Here is a 17271-nt window from a genome sequence, read left to right on the forward strand (position 1 = left end):
ATGCGGTGGCGCGCTGCTCCGGCATGGGGTGAGGACTATTCGTCATTGATCTCGGAGCCGTCGGTTCCCAGCAGCAGCTGGGCGGCTTCCGACGGCAATGCTTCAACCGATTTAAGCTTGCGCGACATTTGCCGCGTGCGCGTCTCCGCCTGCTCGATGTTCTTTGCGGCACGTTCCAGCGTCGTCTTGGTGGCGGCAAGGACATCGCCGAACTTGCCGAATTCGGTCTTGACGGCGCCCAGCACCTGCCACACTTCCGACGAGCGTTTCTCCAGCGCCAGGGTGCGGAAACCCATCTGCAGGCTGTTGAGCAGCGCCGACAAGGTGGATGGGCCGGCAATGCTGACGCGGCATGCGCGCTGCAATTCGTCGGCCAATCCCGGGCGGCGCATCACTTCCGCATACAGCCCTTCGGTTGGCAGGAACAAGATGGCGAAATCGGTGGTGAGTGGCGGCGACAGGTATTTTTCGGAAATCGTTTTCGCTTCCAGCCGCACTGCGCGTTCCAGTTCGCGGCCCGCCGTCGCAATGCCGTCCGTGTCGGCGCGTTCGGCAGCCTCGGCCAGGCGTTCGTACTGCTCCTTCGGAAACTTGGCGTCAATCGGCATCCAGACCGGCCGGCCGCCGTCGTCCTGGCCCGGGAGCTTGATGGCAAATTCAACGCGTTCGCCGGAGCCCGGCACGGTCTCCACGTTCTTCGCGTACTGATCGGGCGTGAGCACCTGTTCGAGCAGCATTTCCAGCTGGACCTCGCCCCAGGTGCCGCGCGTCTTCACATTGGTGAGCACGCGTTTCAAATCGCCGACGCCGATGGCGAGCTGTTGCATCTCGCCCAGGCCTTGATGCACTTTTTCGAGGCGGTCGGAAACCAGCTTGAACGATTCGCCCAGGCGCTGTTCGAGCGTAGCGTGCAGTTTCTCGTCGACGGTCTTGCGCATTTCTTCCAGGCGCGCGCCGTTATCGGTCTGCAGATCCTTGATCTTTGCTTCAAGGGTCGCGCGCACTTCCGTCATGCGCTGCGCATTCGACTCTGTGAGCGTCGCCAGGGTCTGGTTCAGCGTGTCGCCGAAACGTTTCAAGGCTGTCGCCTGTTCCTCGCGGCCGGCCTTTGCCTGCAAGGTGATGGCGTCGCGCATCGCTTCCAGCTGCTTTGCGTTCACTTCATTCAGTTTGGCAAGTTGCTGCGCAAAGGAATCGATCTGGTTGTTCTGGATCGTCGCGACGCTGGTCAATTGCGCGGTCAGTGCCTGCTGGAACTGGAGCAGATTTCCGCTCAGCTCCTGGCGCGTACCCTGTGCGCTGGTTTGCACCTGGTTGCGCAATTCGCGTTCGATGCGCTCGCCGGTTTGCTGCTGATGTCCTTGCAATGCATTCTGAATCTGCAGCAACTGCGATGAAGCGTCCGCGCCGCGCGACCGCAGCAGCAGCACCACTTGCAGAACGATGATCGCTGCACTCAGCAACAGAATGATAATTTCGATTGAATTCATGAAAATGATGACCCGTAGGGATTAATGCGCTTGTCTTCAATGTGCGGCGATCAACCGGCTTGGTTGCGCATCCAGTCGGCGGTCTGATAGAAGGATTGCATCAGGCGCTCCTGCAAGCATTCCGCCATGCCAACGTCCTGCATGGCAAGCGCCATGCATCGCAACCACTGATCGCGCTCCTTCGACGCGATGGCATAGGGCAAATGACGCGCGCGCAGGCGCGGATGCCCGAATCGCTCGATGTACATGTCCGGGCCACCCATCCAGCCGCATAAAAACCAGTAAAGCTTGTCGCGCGAACCGTCGAGTGTAGTCGGATGCATCGCGCGGATGTCTGCGAATTCCGGCTCCAGATCCATCAGGTCATAGAACCGATCAACCAGCTCGCGCAGTTTCTCGCTTCCGCCTGCCTGTTCGTACGCGGACTTCTCTTGGGATTCTTCAATTGCCATGCCCCGAATGATAGCGCATTGAATGTCGCCACGGAATCAAGTTCCTGCGCGCAAGGAAAGCGATGCGCAGATGGAAAGAAGTTCGCGCTCGATGATAGCCGCCGGCCAATGTCCGCCCGGAAATGATGTTGCCAAACGGATCGCGAACCGCCCCGGTTTGATACTTCGCAACAGCAAGTTTGACGCCCAGCAACCGCCTGTTTGAGCGTACGCAAGCAAACAGTACTTAGCAAATTATCGGGTTCTTTAGTGATTACCATTGTCTAAAAGGTAATAACACTACTGACATCCAGAGAGCCATTTTCGACAACCTGATATCCACATAGACAGCCTTTGTATCGCACGGAAATGCAGCCGCCGACCCGCATGGCCACAAGCAAGTGCGTGAAGCGACGAGCATACCGTAACCACATGTCACTGGTTTGAGATTGTTGCAACCGACGAAACGCTAGAAACGCCATGCGAGATTTCATCATCACAAATTCATCCCGGTTGGAACTGTCAATGCGGTTGATGGACATACTGGCGCTTGAGCTTGCCGGAGCAGTTGCGGGCCTGATGCACTTCCACGTTCCCTTGAGCGAAACGGCGCCGATCCACACCGTGCTGCTGCACTTTGGCAGTGCCCTCGCCTTTCTCGTTTTCCCTCAACTCGATTTGTATGGCTCGTGGCGCGGCCGCTCGATGCCGGACATGTTTGTCCGGCTCGCGGCATCCTGGGCACTGGTATTGCTGATCGGATTGTTCTTCAGCTTCCTGATCCATCATGTAGGCAATGTCTCTCGCCTGTGGATGTTCTACTGGTACGCGATTGGCGTCGCCTTCCTCGTGCTTTACCGTTCCGTTGCCTACTTCATGCTGCGCTTCCTGCGCACCAAGGGACTCAACAACAAGCGGGTGGTCATCGTCGGATACGGCAGCACCGGGCGCGAAATGCATCGCCGCGCCATGGAGCAGGATTGGGCCGGCTATGACGTCAAGGCCGTGCACGCCGCACCGGAAGATATGGACAAGATCCTCGATCCTTCCGTCACGCGCATCGCAAGCTTGCAGGAGGTCCAGCAATTCGTCGAAGCCAATCAGGTCCACGAGATCTGGATCACGCTCCCCCTGCTGGCATCGCCCAAGCTGCAGGAGCTGCAGTATCTCCTGCGCAATACCTTCGTGGACATGCGCTGGGTGCCGGACATACTCGGCGTGCAAATGCTGAGCAACAAGATGGGCAATTTCCTCGGCCTGCCCGCCGTCGATCTGAATCAGCCGATTTCGAGCGGGCTGAACGGCATCATCAAGGAAATCTTCGATCGCGTTTTTGCCATCGTCGTGCTGGTGCTGCTTCTTCCGCTGTTCATCGTGATCGCGATCGCCATCAAGCGCACTTCCCCCGGCCCGGTGTTTTTCAGGCAGCCGCGGCTCGGCCTGAACGGACGCCACTTCAATGTCTACAAGTTCCGCACGATGAAAGTGCATCAGGAACAGGAGACCGTCACGCAAGCAACCAAGAACGATCCGCGCATCACCTCGATCGGCGGATTCCTCCGGCGTACCAGCCTCGACGAATTGCCGCAGTTCATCAATGTCCTGCTCGGCGACATGTCGGTCGTCGGACCGCGTCCGCACGCCTTGCAGCACAACGAGATGTACAAGGACTTGCTCGAGACGTACATGCTGCGGCATCGCGTCAAGCCCGGCATCACGGGATGGGCACAGATCCACGGGCTTCGCGGCGAGACCGATACGGTCGACAAGATGGCGGCCCGCGTGAAATTCGATCTGCATTACATCCAGAACTGGTCGCTCTGGATGGATATACGCATCATTGCCTGGACGGCATTCAGGGGGTGGACAGGAACGAATGCATATTAAGACAAGCCTGTTGGCGAAGGTGCCGCTCTTCACCTGTCTCGCAGTTCGAGATGTCGCGCTGCTTTGACACTCAACATAGGACAAGCAAAACCTCATGCGTTATCCACTGCTGCCCCTACATGCGTCCATGACGCCGCGCCGTTATCTGTTTGCCGCCGCCGCGTTCTTCTCGCTCATGGTCGGCGTCGGGGCCATCCCCGGCCAGGCGCAGGCGCTGTCGACCGTGGTCTACGACAAGCTCTTGCATGTGACCGCCTACGCGTTTCTGACCGGCCTCGTCTGGGGCGCGGTCACCAGCCGGCCGCTGTATCGCGCCGCACAGACCGTTCTGATCGCCGCTCTATTGGGCGGCATCGACGAATCGATTCAGTCATTGATGCCTTACCGCGACGCGAACTGGCTCGATTGGCAGTTCGATGTGCTTGCGTCGGCGTCTTGCGTCGTCCTACTTCTTTTCACGCATTGGCTCTCCCTCGAAATGATACCCAGACCCGACGCAGCAGGCCCGGCCAAACGACGGAAATAAGCGCCAGCACATTGGATACTTTTTACAAAGAAGACCATGAACAACAAGATTACCAAAGCAGTCTTTCCAGTCGCCGGACTCGGGACACGCTTTCTTCCCGCCACCAAGGCGAGCCCGAAGGAAATGCTTCCGATCGTCGACAAGCCCTTGATCCAGTATGCGGTCGAGGAAGCCATCGCAGCGGGCATCACCGAAATGATTTTTGTCACGGGAAGGAACAAGCGCGCGATCGAGGACCATTTCGACAAGGCCTATGAGCTGGAAGCCGAGCTGGAAGCGCGAAGCAAGCAGGCCTTGCTGGAAGTGCTTCATGGCATCAAGCCCGACAACGTGGAGTGTTTCTACGTGCGCCAGGCCGAAGCATTGGGCCTGGGGCATGCCGTGCTTTGCGCGGAACGTCTTGTCCGCAATGAACCGTTCGCAGTGATTCTTGCGGACGATTTGCTGGACGGCCAAGTGCCGGTCATGCGCCAGATGACCGAGCTGTTTGAAGAACGCGGCAACAGCCTGATCGGCGTCGAGACGATTGCGCGCGAACATAGCCGCTCTTATGGCGTCGTCGCCGGGACCGCCTTCGATGAGCACCTGATAAAGCTGCATGGCATCGTCGAGAAACCCGCGCCCGAACTTGCGCCATCCAGGCTCGGCGTGGTCGGCCGCTACATCCTGACGCCGGCCATCTTCCGGCATTTGCACAATGTGCGCCCGGGCACCGGTGGCGAAGTGCAGCTGACCGACGGCATTGCGTCCCTGATGACGGAGGAAACCGTGCTCGCCTACCAGTTCGAAGGCATTCGCTACGACTGCGGCAGCAAGATCGGCTACCTGCAGGCAACGGTGCAATTCGCATTGCGCCACCCCGAAGTGCGCGAAGATTTTCGCACTTTCTTGCAACACCTGCCGTTCGCCCAATCCACCGTGCCAGCGCAAGCGTCACTCACTGAAACGCCTGCCGCGGAAGCGGTAGCCTGCACGGGTTAAGCCATGGAGATGAAGGAAAACACCATGACGACCAATCCTCAGATGCCGGAACATCTGGTGCCTTCTCGTTCCGGCCAAAAGCCCAAGGTCGCGCTGATCACTGGTATCAGCGGACAGGACGGTGCCTATCTCGCCGAGTTCCTGCTTGCTAAAGGCTATATTGTCCATGGCATCAAGCGACGCACTTCGCGCTTCAATACGGACCGCATCGATCATCTGTATCAGGGACCGCAGGAGGAGCAACGGCGCTTCATCCTGTATCACGGCGACATGACGGATTCATCGTCCTTGTGGCGCATCATCCAGCAAGCGCAGCCGGACGAAATCTACAACCTTGCCGCGCAAAGTCATGTCGCGGTGTCGTTTGAAGAGCCGGAATACACCGCGAATGCCGACGCGCTCGGACCGCTGCGCATACTGGAAACCATTCGCCAGCTCGGCCTTGAAAAGAAGACGCGCTTCTACCAGGCATCGACCTCTGAAATGTACGGAGATGCCTCGGAATCTCCGCAACGGGAGACGACACCTTTCCGTCCGCGCAGTCCCTACGCGATCGCAAAACTGTATGCCTACTGGATCACGGTGAATTATCGCGAGGCCTACGGCATGTATGCCTGCAACGGCATTCTCTTCAACCATGAATCCCCCTTGCGCGGCGAGACCTTCGTCACGCGCAAGATCACGCGCGGCCTGGCACGCATCGCACTGAATCTGCAGGACTGCATCTATCTCGGCAATCTCGATGCGCAGCGCGACTGGGGCCATGCGCGCGATTACGTGGAAATGCAATGGAGGATGCTGCAGCTGGAGTCCCCGGAGGACTTTGTCATTGCGACCGGCATTCAGCACAGCGTGCGCGAGTTCGTGACCGCTGCTGCTGCCGAACTGGGCATGACGCTGCGCTGGGACGGGCACGGCATCGACGAGACCGCCACCGTCGTTGATCCGGGTCCGCATCCGGGCGTCAAGGCAGGACAGGTCATCGTGCGCGTGGACGCACGCTATTTCCGGCCGACCGAAGTGGAGCGCATGCTGGGCGATCCCGGCAAGGCACGCGACAAACTCGGTTGGCAACCCAGCGTGTCGTTCGAACAGCTGGTCAGGGAGATGGTGCGCGCGGATCTGGATTCCGCAGGCAAGGACCAGTTGCTCGCGCAGACGGACAACGCGCCATACACGTACCAGGAGTGAACGCCGGGGCGTGCCTCGCCCCGTGCATCTCCAATCCGGGCATCGGACGATTCGCGATCGGGCTGGCCCGCAACCCATCGAGAGGAAGTGAATAATGAAACCCAACCTGAACAAACGGATTTACGTCGCCGGACATCGCGGCCTGGTCGGCTCGGCGATCGTGCGCGCACTGCGAAAGCGGGACTACAACAACATCGTCACGCGCTCGCATGCCGAGCTGGAGTTGACCGACCAGGCGCAGGTCCGCGCATTCTTCGAATCGGAACAAATCGACGAGGTATATCTGGCGGCGGCGCGCGTCGGCGGCATCCATGCCAACAACACCTACCCGGCCGAGTTCATTTACGACAACCTGATGGTTCAATCGAATGTCGTTCATGAAGCATGGCGCAGCGGTATCAAACGGCTCCTGTTCCTGGGATCGTCCTGCATCTATCCGCGCCTGGCCGAACAACCCATCAGGGAAGAGTACCTGATGTCGGGATCGCTGGAGCCGACCAACGAACCCTACGCCATCGCGAAGATTGCCGGCATCAAGATGTGCGAAAGTTACAACCGCCAGTACGGCACGGATTTCCGCAGCGTGATGCCGACGAATCTGTACGGGCCGGGCGACAACTATCACCCGGAAAACAGCCATGTGATTCCCGCGCTGATTCGCCGTTTCCACGAGGCAAAGATGAGCGGCGCAGACAAAGTGGTGATCTGGGGAACAGGTACGCCGCGTCGCGAATTTCTGTATGTCGATGACATGGCGGATGCCTGCGTACACATCATGGATCTCGATCGTAATACCTATGAGAAGCATACGACACCTATGTTGTCCCATATCAATGTAGGGACAGGCGAGGACGTCACAATACGTGAAGTTGCCGAGATCATAAGGAAAGTCGTGGGCTTCAATGGTGCGATCGAGTTCGACTCCAGCAAGCCGGACGGCACACCGCGCAAGCTGATGAACACGGCAAAACTGACGGCTCTGGGATGGCGGCCCGGCATGCGCCTGGGTGAAGGCATCAAGGAGACCTATGAATGCTTTAAGGCCGAGCAGCAACAGCAGTAATTGCTCGGAAACAGCTTGAATCGACTATGGAAACCGGAGTGCGCGAGCAGGGAATGAAAAATGCTTGCGCATTCGCCGAACCAGATAAATGGAACACGAACAGGCCATCGAGATGAAGCTTGCGTACCAGGAAGAGTCGTGCCCGGCATGCCGAGGCCATCGCGGCGGCACAGAGGAAACAGCGATCGTCGGGCCGTGCTTGGTGCACATGATGAGCAGCAAATGAAGCGTGCCGCCGGTTCGCGATCAGCAGCTATCTAAACCCGCACTGTTGCTTGTCCGCCGGCCATCGTCGACGGAGCATCCGCTCCCTGCGTGCCGACGGCATCCGCGTTGACCCGATCGTGAGTACGTCCGATTGGACTTTCGTTCAACCCACTGAACACAGCCATGACACCAGCACTGACAACAGGCCAGATTCTTATCAATCTCCTTGCCGCGCTATTCGTCATCCCCATTGTTGCCGGGATATTCATCAAGGCGCCGAAGCTGATCGTGTTCGGTTTATTAGGCGTTCTGTTCATGTTTTCCGATTCAACCTGGGGCCAGATTGAACAGGAGGCGACCATTTATTCGCGCGGCGCGGGGATGTTTTATTTCTCCCTGCTGAACCTGATTCTGCTGATTTCGGGCGTCGCGGCGCTGATCAAGCGCATGGCCATCCGCCACGGGCCGCAGCTGGCGCCATCGATTTCGAAATACTTCGTCGCATTCATTTTTCTGCTGCTTTCCCATGTCGTCATGGGACTCATGCTGGGCATCGACCTCAACGTCATCCTCGGATACAACGGCGTGTTCAATATCCTGAACATGCTGATATTCATGTATGTCGTGATCATGGCGCTCGACAAGGACAAGGATTCGACGCGACTGCTGGTCACCGTTCTCGCGTTGGCCGGTATCCGGGCGGCCTTCGGCGCCGTCCGCTATTTTCTGTTCGACGGCGACAGTGCCAATCCTTACCGCAACTTCGAGGGCCTCGACATCAAGATCTTTTTCTTCGATATCAACGACAACTTCGTGGCATCCCTGGCAGCGTTCTGCGCGGCATGGCTATTGACTACACCGCAGTTCAGGATGCGCTGGTATACCCGACTGCTGATCCTGTTGTTCATCGGACTGGAGATTGCCGCTGTGGCCTTGTCCTTCCGCCGCTCCTCGCTGATCGGTCTTGCGCTGATGTTCGGCTTCCTGTTCCTGCAGTTGCCGGGGAGGAGAAAGATGGTGTTTGCCTTGCTCGGCGCTTCCGCGCTCGTGGTGGTCGCGTCCGTTTTCTTCCAGCAGCGGCTGCAGTTCAACACCACGGGCGGCATTCTTGAATCGCTGATCTACGACATTGCACCGGATCGCGGCGGCATCAAGGAAAACCGGTTCTACGAACTGTATGCGGCGGCGCAAAGCATGGATGGAAACTGGTTGTTCGGCCGGGGCACCTGGGGCACCTTCGTCGGCGACAAGGACGCACTGTCCTACCACGGCAATGATTTCAGCTTCGTCCATAGCGGATTCGGACATGTGCTGCTGAAGACCGGATTTGTCGGCCTGGCACTGTTTATCTGCATCCTCGGCGCCTATGTTTCCTTTTACCGCAAGCATCGAAGCTATCTCGCCGGCAAGGAGCGGCTGATCGCGGATGCCGGCTTTGCGGGTTTTCTGTTCTGGATCCCTACCCTGCTGATCGGCACGCCGATCATTGAATTCCGCAGCATGATGATGCTCGGCTTTTCTCTGGCGCTGCCATTCGTGGCGGTCGGCATGCAGAACTACCAGGTCCGTCGATACCTCCACCAAGAATCCCAATATGCTGCTGCGTAACTCTCTTTGGAATCTGACCGGTTCGGCGATCCCGATGGTGGTCGCCCTTGCGACCGTGCCTCTCCTGATTCATGCCCTCGGCACCGAAGGATTCGGTATCGTCACGCTGATCGGCTCGGTGATCGGCTACTTCGGCGTACTCGACGTCAACCTGAGCGCCGGTGCGATCAAGTATTTGTCCGAGCATCATGCGGCGGACGACCGCCAGCGTTTTGCCGAGACCTTCTGGTTTGGCATCATGTTTTATGGCCTGCTGGGGATGCTCGGCGCAACAGCCGTCTTTTTCGGGGCGCATGCACTGGTCAACCGCTTCTTTGAAGTCACGCCGGCGATGCATGACGCAACGGTGCAGGCTTTCCAGATCGGTGCACTCGGTTTCGCCTTGTCGCAGGCGCAAAACTATCTGCTGGTCGTGCCGCAATCGCTGCAGCGGTATGACCGTTCTGCGCAGAGCGAGGCCTTCTTCGGCATCGTCGTGAATCTTGCCTCGGTTGCCGCGGCGCTTGCGGGCGCCGGCATCGCCGGAGTGATCGCGGCGCGCGTCGCTGTCTCGGCCGTGAATGTGCTGTACCTCGTGTGGCTGATCCGCGGATTCGATCTCGGCCTCGCGCCATGCTGGCCGCGCAAGGAAGTGCGCGCTTCGCTCACGTCGTTCAGCGCCTATGCGTACCTGAGCAAGATCGCATCGACCCTGCATCAGCATGCCGACAAGCTGATCGTCGGCGCAATCGCGGGGCCGGTCGCCCTCACCTTCTACACCGTGCCGGTTACGCTGGCCGGCCGCATACTCGGCCTGACCTATCGCCTCTCCAGCGTGATCTATCCGCGTGCGTCGGCACTCGCCGGGGCCGGCCGCATCAACGAACTGCGTCCGGTCTATCTGGGCGTGATGCGTTATGTCACCTATATCAACCTTGCCGCGCTCGGCGTGATCGTGCTGGCCGGCGACGAGTTCCTGCGCCGCTGGGTCGGCGAAGAGTTCGTGCTGAAGGGCTATCCGGTACTGGTACTCATGACCCTCGCGCTGCTGGTCGATTCGCTCACCAACATCCCCTCGCTGGTCAATGACGCACTTGGTCATCCCCGCATCAGCGGGAGATTCGCACTCGCCAATGGCGTCTTCGGCGTGGCGATGGTCTACCTCGGGACAACCATGGGCGGCATTGTCGGCGCCGCAACCGGGCATCTGTTGTCGTCGGCGGCGCTTGGCATCGGCTTCCTGCTCTTCGTGCACGGCCGCACGGTGCCGATTACGTTCACGGAAACCCTGCGTACCGGTTTCGGTCGCAGTCTTGCGGTCGGCGCACTGATCATCTGCGCGCTGCTGCCCGTGAAGTGGTTGATGCCGGCCGGACTGGTCGGAACCGTGGCGATCGTCTCGGCCGCCTTGCTGACGCTGACCCTGGCCGGCCTGTTCCTGATCGTCGATGTGGATGAACGTGCCGCCATGATGGCCTTTGCCCGACGGCTTCGTTCTTGAGGATTGTATTGATGCGCATTCTACTCGTCAGCGAAGACATTCCGTATCCCAGCATGGGTGGCCTTGCCAAGCATGCTCTGAATCTCGCGCGTGCGCTGGTGCGCGCCGGCCATGCGGTCGATATTCTCGGCAATGACGAACATCCGATCACAGTGTGCGGCGAGGAAGGCCAGTTCGGCGGCCGCTTTTTCGGCGAGCTCAACGGTTATCACGCCGGGTGGAAGGAAATCAGCCTCGGCATGTACATGCCCCCGAAGCGGACCGCGCTGGCCAGGCGATTCGCATCCATCATCATGCGCCACGCGCCGAACTATGACGTGGTGCACTACCACGGCCACCTCCCGAATGTTGCGCTGTTCGTGCCTGCGGATCTTAACTTTGTCCAGACCCGTCATGACCAGGGCAGCGATTGTTTTCGGCATACGCGCTTCAAGAACGGCGAGATCTGCACGTCCGCGAATCCGGAGGATTGCGCGGGATGCCTGCGTGAGAAGCCGAATGTCGTGCAGCGCGAGGTGTCGGCGATCGCGGTGCGAAAGTTTCGTGGTGAAGTGGCAGCGAGCTTCCGCAGGCACAAGACGGTATTCGTGTCGCAACTGCTGGCGCGCAATCTCACCCGTACCCTCGGCCCCGGTCCGTGGGGAGCCACCGTGCACAACTTCGTGGATCGCGCGCTGCTGGAGGACATCCGCGAAGCGGCCACAATGCTTCCCCCTTCGAACGAATTCCATGTGTTCATCGCAGGCAAGCTCTACCCGGCGAAAGGCGTCGAGCATTTCCTGCAAACGCTCATCCCACGCCTCCCCTCCCACATGCGCGTCACGGTGGTCGGCGACGGCGGGGATGAAGCACGCCTGCGTAGACACTTTGAAAGCAACCAGGTCCAGTTTCTCGGTTGGTGTACGCAGGACAAGACCTTGAAGCTGGCTGCCGCATCGAGCGCCGTGGTGGTGCCCTCGATCTGCGAGGAGTCATGTGCGACGACCGTGCTGGAAGGGCTTTTCCTAGGCAAGCCGACCTTTGCATTGCATCGAGGAGGCACGCCGGAACTTGCGGCCTATCAGGCGGAGCCGGGGCAGTTGCGATTGCATCCGGACATGTCATCGCTCGTGAACGATCTGATCAGCTTCAAGCCGCGTACCAGCTATGGTTTCGCGCCAGAAGGATTGGGCAGCGCCGACGATGCGGCGCAAAAGTTATTGCAGATTTACCAGGCTCCTCCGGGCCATTCCACTTGTTAATGGGTTAGTTCATGGCACTTACTTTTTCCGTCATTACCTGCACCTGGAACAGCGCGCAGTACTTGCGTGAATCGATTGCATCAGTGCTTGCGCAGGATCATCCGCACATTGAATACATCTTTGTCGACGGCGGATCGAAGGATGGCACGCTCGAGCAGATTCATGCACTGCACCGTCCCTACAAGCTTCTGGAAAACGTGCGCGGCGGCGTCAGCCGTGCCATGAATGAAGGACTGCGAGTCGCCACCGGCGATGTGATCGCCTATCTGCATTCGGACGACTACTATCTGCGTCCGGATGTTCTGTCGACGGTCGCGCGCCACCTGGAAGAAAGCGGACGCGGCTGGCTGTTCGGCCGCACCATGGCATTGATCGGACATGAGCTGCGCCCCGACAATTATGTTGCGCCGCGCTTCAGCTACAACAATCTCCTGCGCGGCAATTTCGTGCCGCATCCGGCGACCTTCGTGCGGCGCGAATTGATGCTGCGTGCCGGCGGTTTCAACACCAACCTGAAGTACGCGATGGACTACGACCTCTGGCTGAAACTGGCCACGCTGAGCGAACCGGTGCAGCTTGATGATGCGCTTACCGCTTTCCGCGAACACGAAGGCAGTCTGTCCACATCTTCACGCACTCGCCTCGCCGCCATGGCGGAGGATTTCCGCGTGCGGCTGACCTATGCCAGCAACAACCCGATCGAGCGGCTGGCGCATTATGCGCGCTACTTCGTGCGGCGCCGTCGCATCATGCAGGCGAAGGGGCACGCATGAGACGGCCTGATATTTCGCTGATCCTGGCAACCGTCGGAAGAACCGATGAGCTCGGCCGCCTGTTCGAATCGCTGGCGGGACAAACCTATAGCAATTTCGAAGTGGTGGTTGTCGACCAGAACGACGATGACCGCTTGCTTTCGCATCTGGAGCGCGCTCGTTATCTGGGCATCGCAGTCAAGCACCTGAAGCATCATCCGGCCAATCTCGCCGCGGCCCGCAATGCCGGCATTGACGCCGCCAAGGGAAAGTGGCTGGGCTTCCCCGACGACGACTGCTGGTACGACGCCCGTCTCCTCGAACGCCTGGCGCTGCGCTTCAATCGCCCGGACAAGCCGACCGGCCTGATCGTGCGCTGGGTCGAGCAGGACGAACAACCCTTGTCCGCCGCCTCCTTGTCATGGGAGCGGTCCCGCGCTTTCCGCGATATCCCCGTCAGTTCCATCACCATGTTTTGCCATCGCGCCTTGTTCAAGGAAATCGGCGGCTTCGACGCCCGACTCGGCGTCGGCCAATGGTTTGGCGCGGGCGAGGAAACAGACTTTGTCCTGAGAGCATTGCGTGCCGGCGCGCAGTTCGCGTACGAGCCGCTGGCAGAAGTGCATCATGCAATCAATCCGGAAAAACCGCAGGCGACCAGGCAGGCCCGCCTCGCTGTGCGGCACCGCGCGCGCGGCACCGGCGCTTTGTACGCCAAACATCGCCTGCCGGCATGGGTGATTGCGCGCGGCCTGGCGGCGCCGCTGCTGCGCCCCCTGATGAAAGGATCGTTCGGCGCGGAACTTGCGCTCGGTTTTGCAACGACCCTGGGACGGCTCGACGGCATGCTCGGCTGGCGGCGCACCAAGTCGTAAACGCGTCATCGATACCGGCTTGCATCCGGAGACGGGCAATCCGGGCAGCGCCCGGGCACGGCCCGCGGTGCCAAAGGGTTGCTGGGGAATGTACACACTATGTTACAAAAGAAACCCCGGAGAAATTCATCTGCTTTGATCTAAAGCGGAACGCGTGCACGGGTCGCGATCAAAATTCAGAGAGCAGCACATCGACGCCGCATAGTCGGCACAACAATAAAAGCACATACCGGATGAAAACGCTGATATCACCTCGTTTGCCGAGCATAGCGGAGGGCCGTTTCGCAGGGGAAGTTTCTGCCATGTCGAAACCAATCGAGTATTCCAGGATGGATGAATCGAAAAGCAAGGTGAGACGCCTTGCCTCCGCAATTGAATCGCCGCATCAATCGGGACCGATGTGTGAAGCGTCATCGGTACGGATTGCGCTGATCACCAATCACCCGCCGCCATTTCGAATCCCGATCTACGAGAAGATCGGGAGCATGCCGGGGGTCGACCTGCGCGCGGTCTTTTGCAGCGCGCGCGAGCCCAACCGGCAGTGGGAGCTGCCACCGCTCCGATTCAATCATGTCTTTCTCAGGGAACGTTTTCTCACGCGCGGCTCGAACTTCATCCACAACAATCCCGATGTGTTCGGTGCGTTAAGACGGCTTGCTCCGGATGTCATCATCACCACCGGTTTCAATCCGACATTCCTCTATGCATTCGGCTACGCGCTGGCAAAAGGCATCCCGCATGTTCCGATGACGGACGGTACCGAGATCTCCGAGAGATCGTTGAGCGGGCCGCACAGGCTGATACGCCGCATGGTCTATTCCCGCTCGCAGGCTTTCATCGCCGCCAGCCATGGCGGAATACGCTTGTACCAGAGCTATGGCGTTCCCGCCAATCGTTGCTTCCAGTCGTGCCTGTGCATCGACAATGATTTTTATGCACGGCAGGTCGACCATGAAGAGAAACAACACGATCTGGTTTTCTGCGGGCGGATGGTGCAGGAAAAAAACCCCTTGTTCGCGCTTGCGGTTGCAGAAGGCGCCGCGCGACTGCTCAATCGCAAAATCAGCATCCTTTTCATCGGCACCGGCGAGCAGGAAGAACAGGTGAAGGAAGAAGCCGCACACATGTCGCCTCTGATCGAGGCGGAATTTCATGGTCATGCATCGCAGGATGAATTGCCCACCCTCTATGGATCAGCGCGCATCTTCCTGTTTCCGACAGCCCGCGACGTGTGGGGCGTGGTCGCCAATGAAGCCTGTGCGGCCGGTCTGCCCACGATCGTATCGCCGCACGCGGGAGTCGCCGGCGAGCTCGTGGTTGAAGCGGAAAATGGCTTCATCTGCAAGCTGGATGTCTCACTGTGGGCGGAGCGTGTAGCAGCATTGCTAACCGACGAGGTACTTTACCGGCGTCTCGCAAAGCGAAGCGTGGCGTTGGTCAGCAACTATACCTTCGACCACGCTGCTGCCGGCATTGTCGACGCCTGCAGCTACGCCATCGAAGAGAAAAATTCCGAAAAACGCGGGAACGCAGGCAAGGAATTCCGCTGAACGGTCGAGGCGAACAGCCGACGCAATTTGCGCGGCATGCATAAACCATGAAGATACTTATCGCACACAATGCATATCAACATCGAGGCGGAGAAGACGTTGTCGTCGACGCCGAGATCGCATTGCTGCGCCAGTTCGGGCACGAGGTCGAGGTCTACGCCCGGCACAATGATGCACTGAAGGAGATGTCTCGCTCGGCAGCGGCCGTGTCGGCGATCTGGTCGCAGCGCTCCGCCGATGAGATCGACAGCTTGTGCGACCGTTTTGCACCTGACGTCATCCACGTACACAACACCTTTCCCCTTATTTCGCCATCCTTGTACTGGGCCGCGGCAAAGAGGCGCGTGCCGGTCGTGCAAACCTTGCACAACTTCCGCCTGCTCTGTCCGCAAGCGATATTCCTGCGCGACGGGAAGATCTGCGAAGACTGCATCGGAAAACTGCCGTGGCGCTCGGTCGCCAGAAAATGCTATCGCGATTCGGCAGCGCAATCGGCTGTAATTACCGCCATGCTGGCTACCCACCGCATGATCGGAACTTATCGGGAACGCGTGACGCGGTACATCGCGCTCAACCGGTTTGCGCGCGACAAATACATCGAAGGCGGCTTGCCGGCTGAACGATTCAGGATCAAGCCGAACTTCGTGCATGCGACCGTATCGCCGGTCCGGGACCGCCGTAGCGGCGGCCTGTATGTCGGACGACTCTCGGCGGAGAAAGGCATTGGCGTGCTGACGGCAGCCATGCCGCTCACACGCGAAGCACAAGTCGAAGTCATCGGCGGCGGCCCGATGGAAGCGGCAGTGAAAGACGCCTTTGGCGAACGCTATCTCGGCGTGCGGCCGCTGAGCGACATCATGGACCGTATGGGCAAGGCGCGCTTCATGGTACTCCCGAGCATCTGTTATGAGAACTCGCCACGCACCATCGTCGAGGCGTTTGCCTGCGGCCTTCCGGTGATCGCAAGCCGCCTGGGCGCTCTTGCCGATATGGTGCACGACGGCGTGACCGGACTGCTTTTCAATCCTGCCGATCCGGCCGATCTGGCCGCGAAGATTGACTGGGCAAACGAACACCCGGAACAGATGGCGCGCATGGGCCATGCGGCGCGCGCCGAGTATGACGCGCAGTACACGCCGGATCGCAATTACGAAATGCTCATGGACATATATGAAGATGCTATTTCTACAGGACACAGAGAACGCCGCGCCGCGTGATGGCCAGGCCGTGCTCGAAGCATTCATCGACGCACTGTCGTGGGACGATGCGCTTGCGCGCATCACGCAATGGGGTGCGGCGCGGGAGTCGCGCTATGTCTGTATCTGCAATGTGCATTCGGTGGTGACCACGACGCGCGACGTCGAATTCAAGATTGCGGTCAACAACGCGGACATGGCAACGCCGGACGGCGCACCGATCGCCTGGGCACTGCGTCGCCTGGGCCATCCCTCGCAGGAAAGGATCAACGGTCCCGACCTGATGATGAAATACCTCGCCGAAGCAGAACGCCTGGATCAGAAGGTGTACTTCTACGGCAGCACCGATGCAACCCTGGCGAAACTGCGCATTGCGCTCGCCAAGAAGTTCCCGCTGTTGCGCATCGCCGGCATGTCTTCGCCGCCCTTCCGTCCTCTGTCGCTGCAAGAGGATGAACAGACGATCGAGGAGATCAACAGCTCGGAAGCGAATGTCGTCTTCGTCGGCCTCGGCTGTCCGAAGCAGGAAAAATGGATGGCCGACCATCGCGGCCGCATCAATGCGGTCATGATCGGTGTCGGCGCCGCCTTTGACTATCACGCCGGGGTCATCAAGCGCGCACCTTTGTGGTGGCAGCGCAACGGGCTGGAATGGCTGTATCGACTCGGCTCCGAGCCGCGCCGACTGTTCAAGCGCTATCTGGTGACGAACACCTTGTTCGTGCTCGGATTCCTGCGCCAGATCGTCATCGCAAAACTTCCGCTGAGCGACGCATAATCCCTGCATGTCCAA

15 protein-coding genes are annotated in these 17271 nt (G+C 59.4%); 13 read left to right on the top strand and 2 right to left on the bottom strand.

Going from position 1 to position 17271, the window contains the following annotated elements; translation table 11 throughout:
- Window positions 1-35: 35 nt before the first annotated feature.
- Both rmuC and E6W33_RS25510 read right to left on the bottom strand, forming a co-directional pair.
- Window positions 36-1490 (bottom strand): DNA recombination protein RmuC, encoded by a 1455-nt coding sequence (gene rmuC, locus E6W33_RS25505; protein ID WP_136420191.1) that lies wholly within the window; start codon window positions 1488-1490, stop codon window positions 36-38.
- A 50-nt stretch (window positions 1491-1540) separates the two neighbouring features.
- Window positions 1541-1942 carry a group II truncated hemoglobin gene (locus E6W33_RS25510; protein ID WP_136420192.1) on the bottom strand — a complete coding sequence of 134 codons (402 nt, stop codon included), beginning with the start codon at window positions 1940-1942 and terminating at the stop codon, window positions 1541-1543.
- Between the two features lie 504 nt (window positions 1943-2446).
- On the opposite strand from E6W33_RS25510, the gene E6W33_RS25515 reads away from it, so the two are divergent.
- The 13 genes from E6W33_RS25515 (at window position 2447) to E6W33_RS25575 (ending at window position 17256) form a co-directional block, all read left to right on the top strand.
- Window positions 2447-3808, top strand: coding sequence for an undecaprenyl-phosphate glucose phosphotransferase (locus tag E6W33_RS25515; protein ID WP_247869790.1), 1362 nt, complete (start codon window positions 2447-2449; stop codon window positions 3806-3808).
- A gap of 94 nt (window positions 3809-3902) precedes the next feature.
- On the top strand, window positions 3903-4334 hold the full coding sequence (locus tag E6W33_RS25520) for a VanZ family protein (protein WP_136420194.1): 432 nt from the start codon (window positions 3903-3905) through the stop codon (window positions 4332-4334).
- Window positions 4335-4370: 36 nt separating this feature from the next.
- Window positions 4371-5315 (top strand): UTP--glucose-1-phosphate uridylyltransferase GalU, encoded by a 945-nt coding sequence (galU, locus tag E6W33_RS25525; RefSeq protein WP_136420195.1) that lies wholly within the window; start codon window positions 4371-4373, stop codon window positions 5313-5315.
- A gap of 24 nt (window positions 5316-5339) precedes the next feature.
- Window positions 5340-6506: a GDP-mannose 4,6-dehydratase gene (gene gmd, locus E6W33_RS25530; protein ID WP_168798764.1), complete on the top strand. Its 1167-nt coding sequence runs from the start codon at window positions 5340-5342 to the stop codon at window positions 6504-6506.
- 94 nt (window positions 6507-6600) lie between these two features.
- A complete protein-coding gene (locus E6W33_RS25535; protein ID WP_136420196.1) occupies window positions 6601-7569 on the top strand; it encodes a GDP-L-fucose synthase in 969 nt (322 codons plus the stop codon).
- Window positions 7570-7959: 390 nt separating this feature from the next.
- Window positions 7960-9384: an O-antigen ligase family protein gene (locus tag E6W33_RS25540; RefSeq protein ID WP_136420197.1), complete on the top strand. Its 1425-nt coding sequence runs from the start codon at window positions 7960-7962 to the stop codon at window positions 9382-9384.
- A complete protein-coding gene (locus tag E6W33_RS25545; protein WP_136420198.1) occupies window positions 9371-10864 on the top strand; it encodes an oligosaccharide flippase family protein in 1494 nt (497 codons plus the stop codon). The genes E6W33_RS25540 and E6W33_RS25545 overlap by 14 nt, the downstream gene beginning before the upstream one ends.
- 11 nt (window positions 10865-10875) lie before the next feature.
- On the top strand, window positions 10876-12105 hold the full coding sequence (locus E6W33_RS25550; RefSeq protein WP_136420199.1) for a glycosyltransferase family 4 protein: 1230 nt from the start codon (window positions 10876-10878) through the stop codon (window positions 12103-12105).
- An 11-nt stretch (window positions 12106-12116) separates the two neighbouring features.
- A complete protein-coding gene (locus tag E6W33_RS25555) occupies window positions 12117-12878 on the top strand; it encodes a glycosyltransferase family 2 protein (protein ID WP_136420200.1) in 762 nt (253 codons plus the stop codon).
- Window positions 12875-13732, top strand: a complete 858-nt coding sequence (locus E6W33_RS25560; RefSeq protein WP_136420201.1) for a glycosyltransferase family A protein — start codon at window positions 12875-12877, stop codon at window positions 13730-13732. Before E6W33_RS25555 ends, E6W33_RS25560 begins: the two co-directional genes overlap by 4 nt.
- A gap of 302 nt (window positions 13733-14034) precedes the next feature.
- On the top strand, window positions 14035-15282 hold the full coding sequence (locus E6W33_RS25565) for a glycosyltransferase family 4 protein (protein WP_247869791.1): 1248 nt from the start codon (window positions 14035-14037) through the stop codon (window positions 15280-15282).
- 47 nt (window positions 15283-15329) lie between these two features.
- On the top strand, window positions 15330-16499 hold the full coding sequence (locus tag E6W33_RS25570; RefSeq protein ID WP_136420202.1) for a glycosyltransferase family 4 protein: 1170 nt from the start codon (window positions 15330-15332) through the stop codon (window positions 16497-16499).
- Entirely contained in the window at window positions 16453-17256 is an 804-nt protein-coding gene (locus tag E6W33_RS25575; RefSeq protein ID WP_247869792.1) for a WecB/TagA/CpsF family glycosyltransferase, read from the top strand. The genes E6W33_RS25570 and E6W33_RS25575 overlap by 47 nt, the downstream gene beginning before the upstream one ends.
- Window positions 17257-17271: the final 15 nt, after the last annotated feature.

It is taken from the genome of Herbaspirillum sp. ST 5-3 (assembly GCF_004804275.1).
Classification (GTDB): domain Bacteria; phylum Pseudomonadota; class Gammaproteobacteria; order Burkholderiales; family Burkholderiaceae_D; genus Noviherbaspirillum.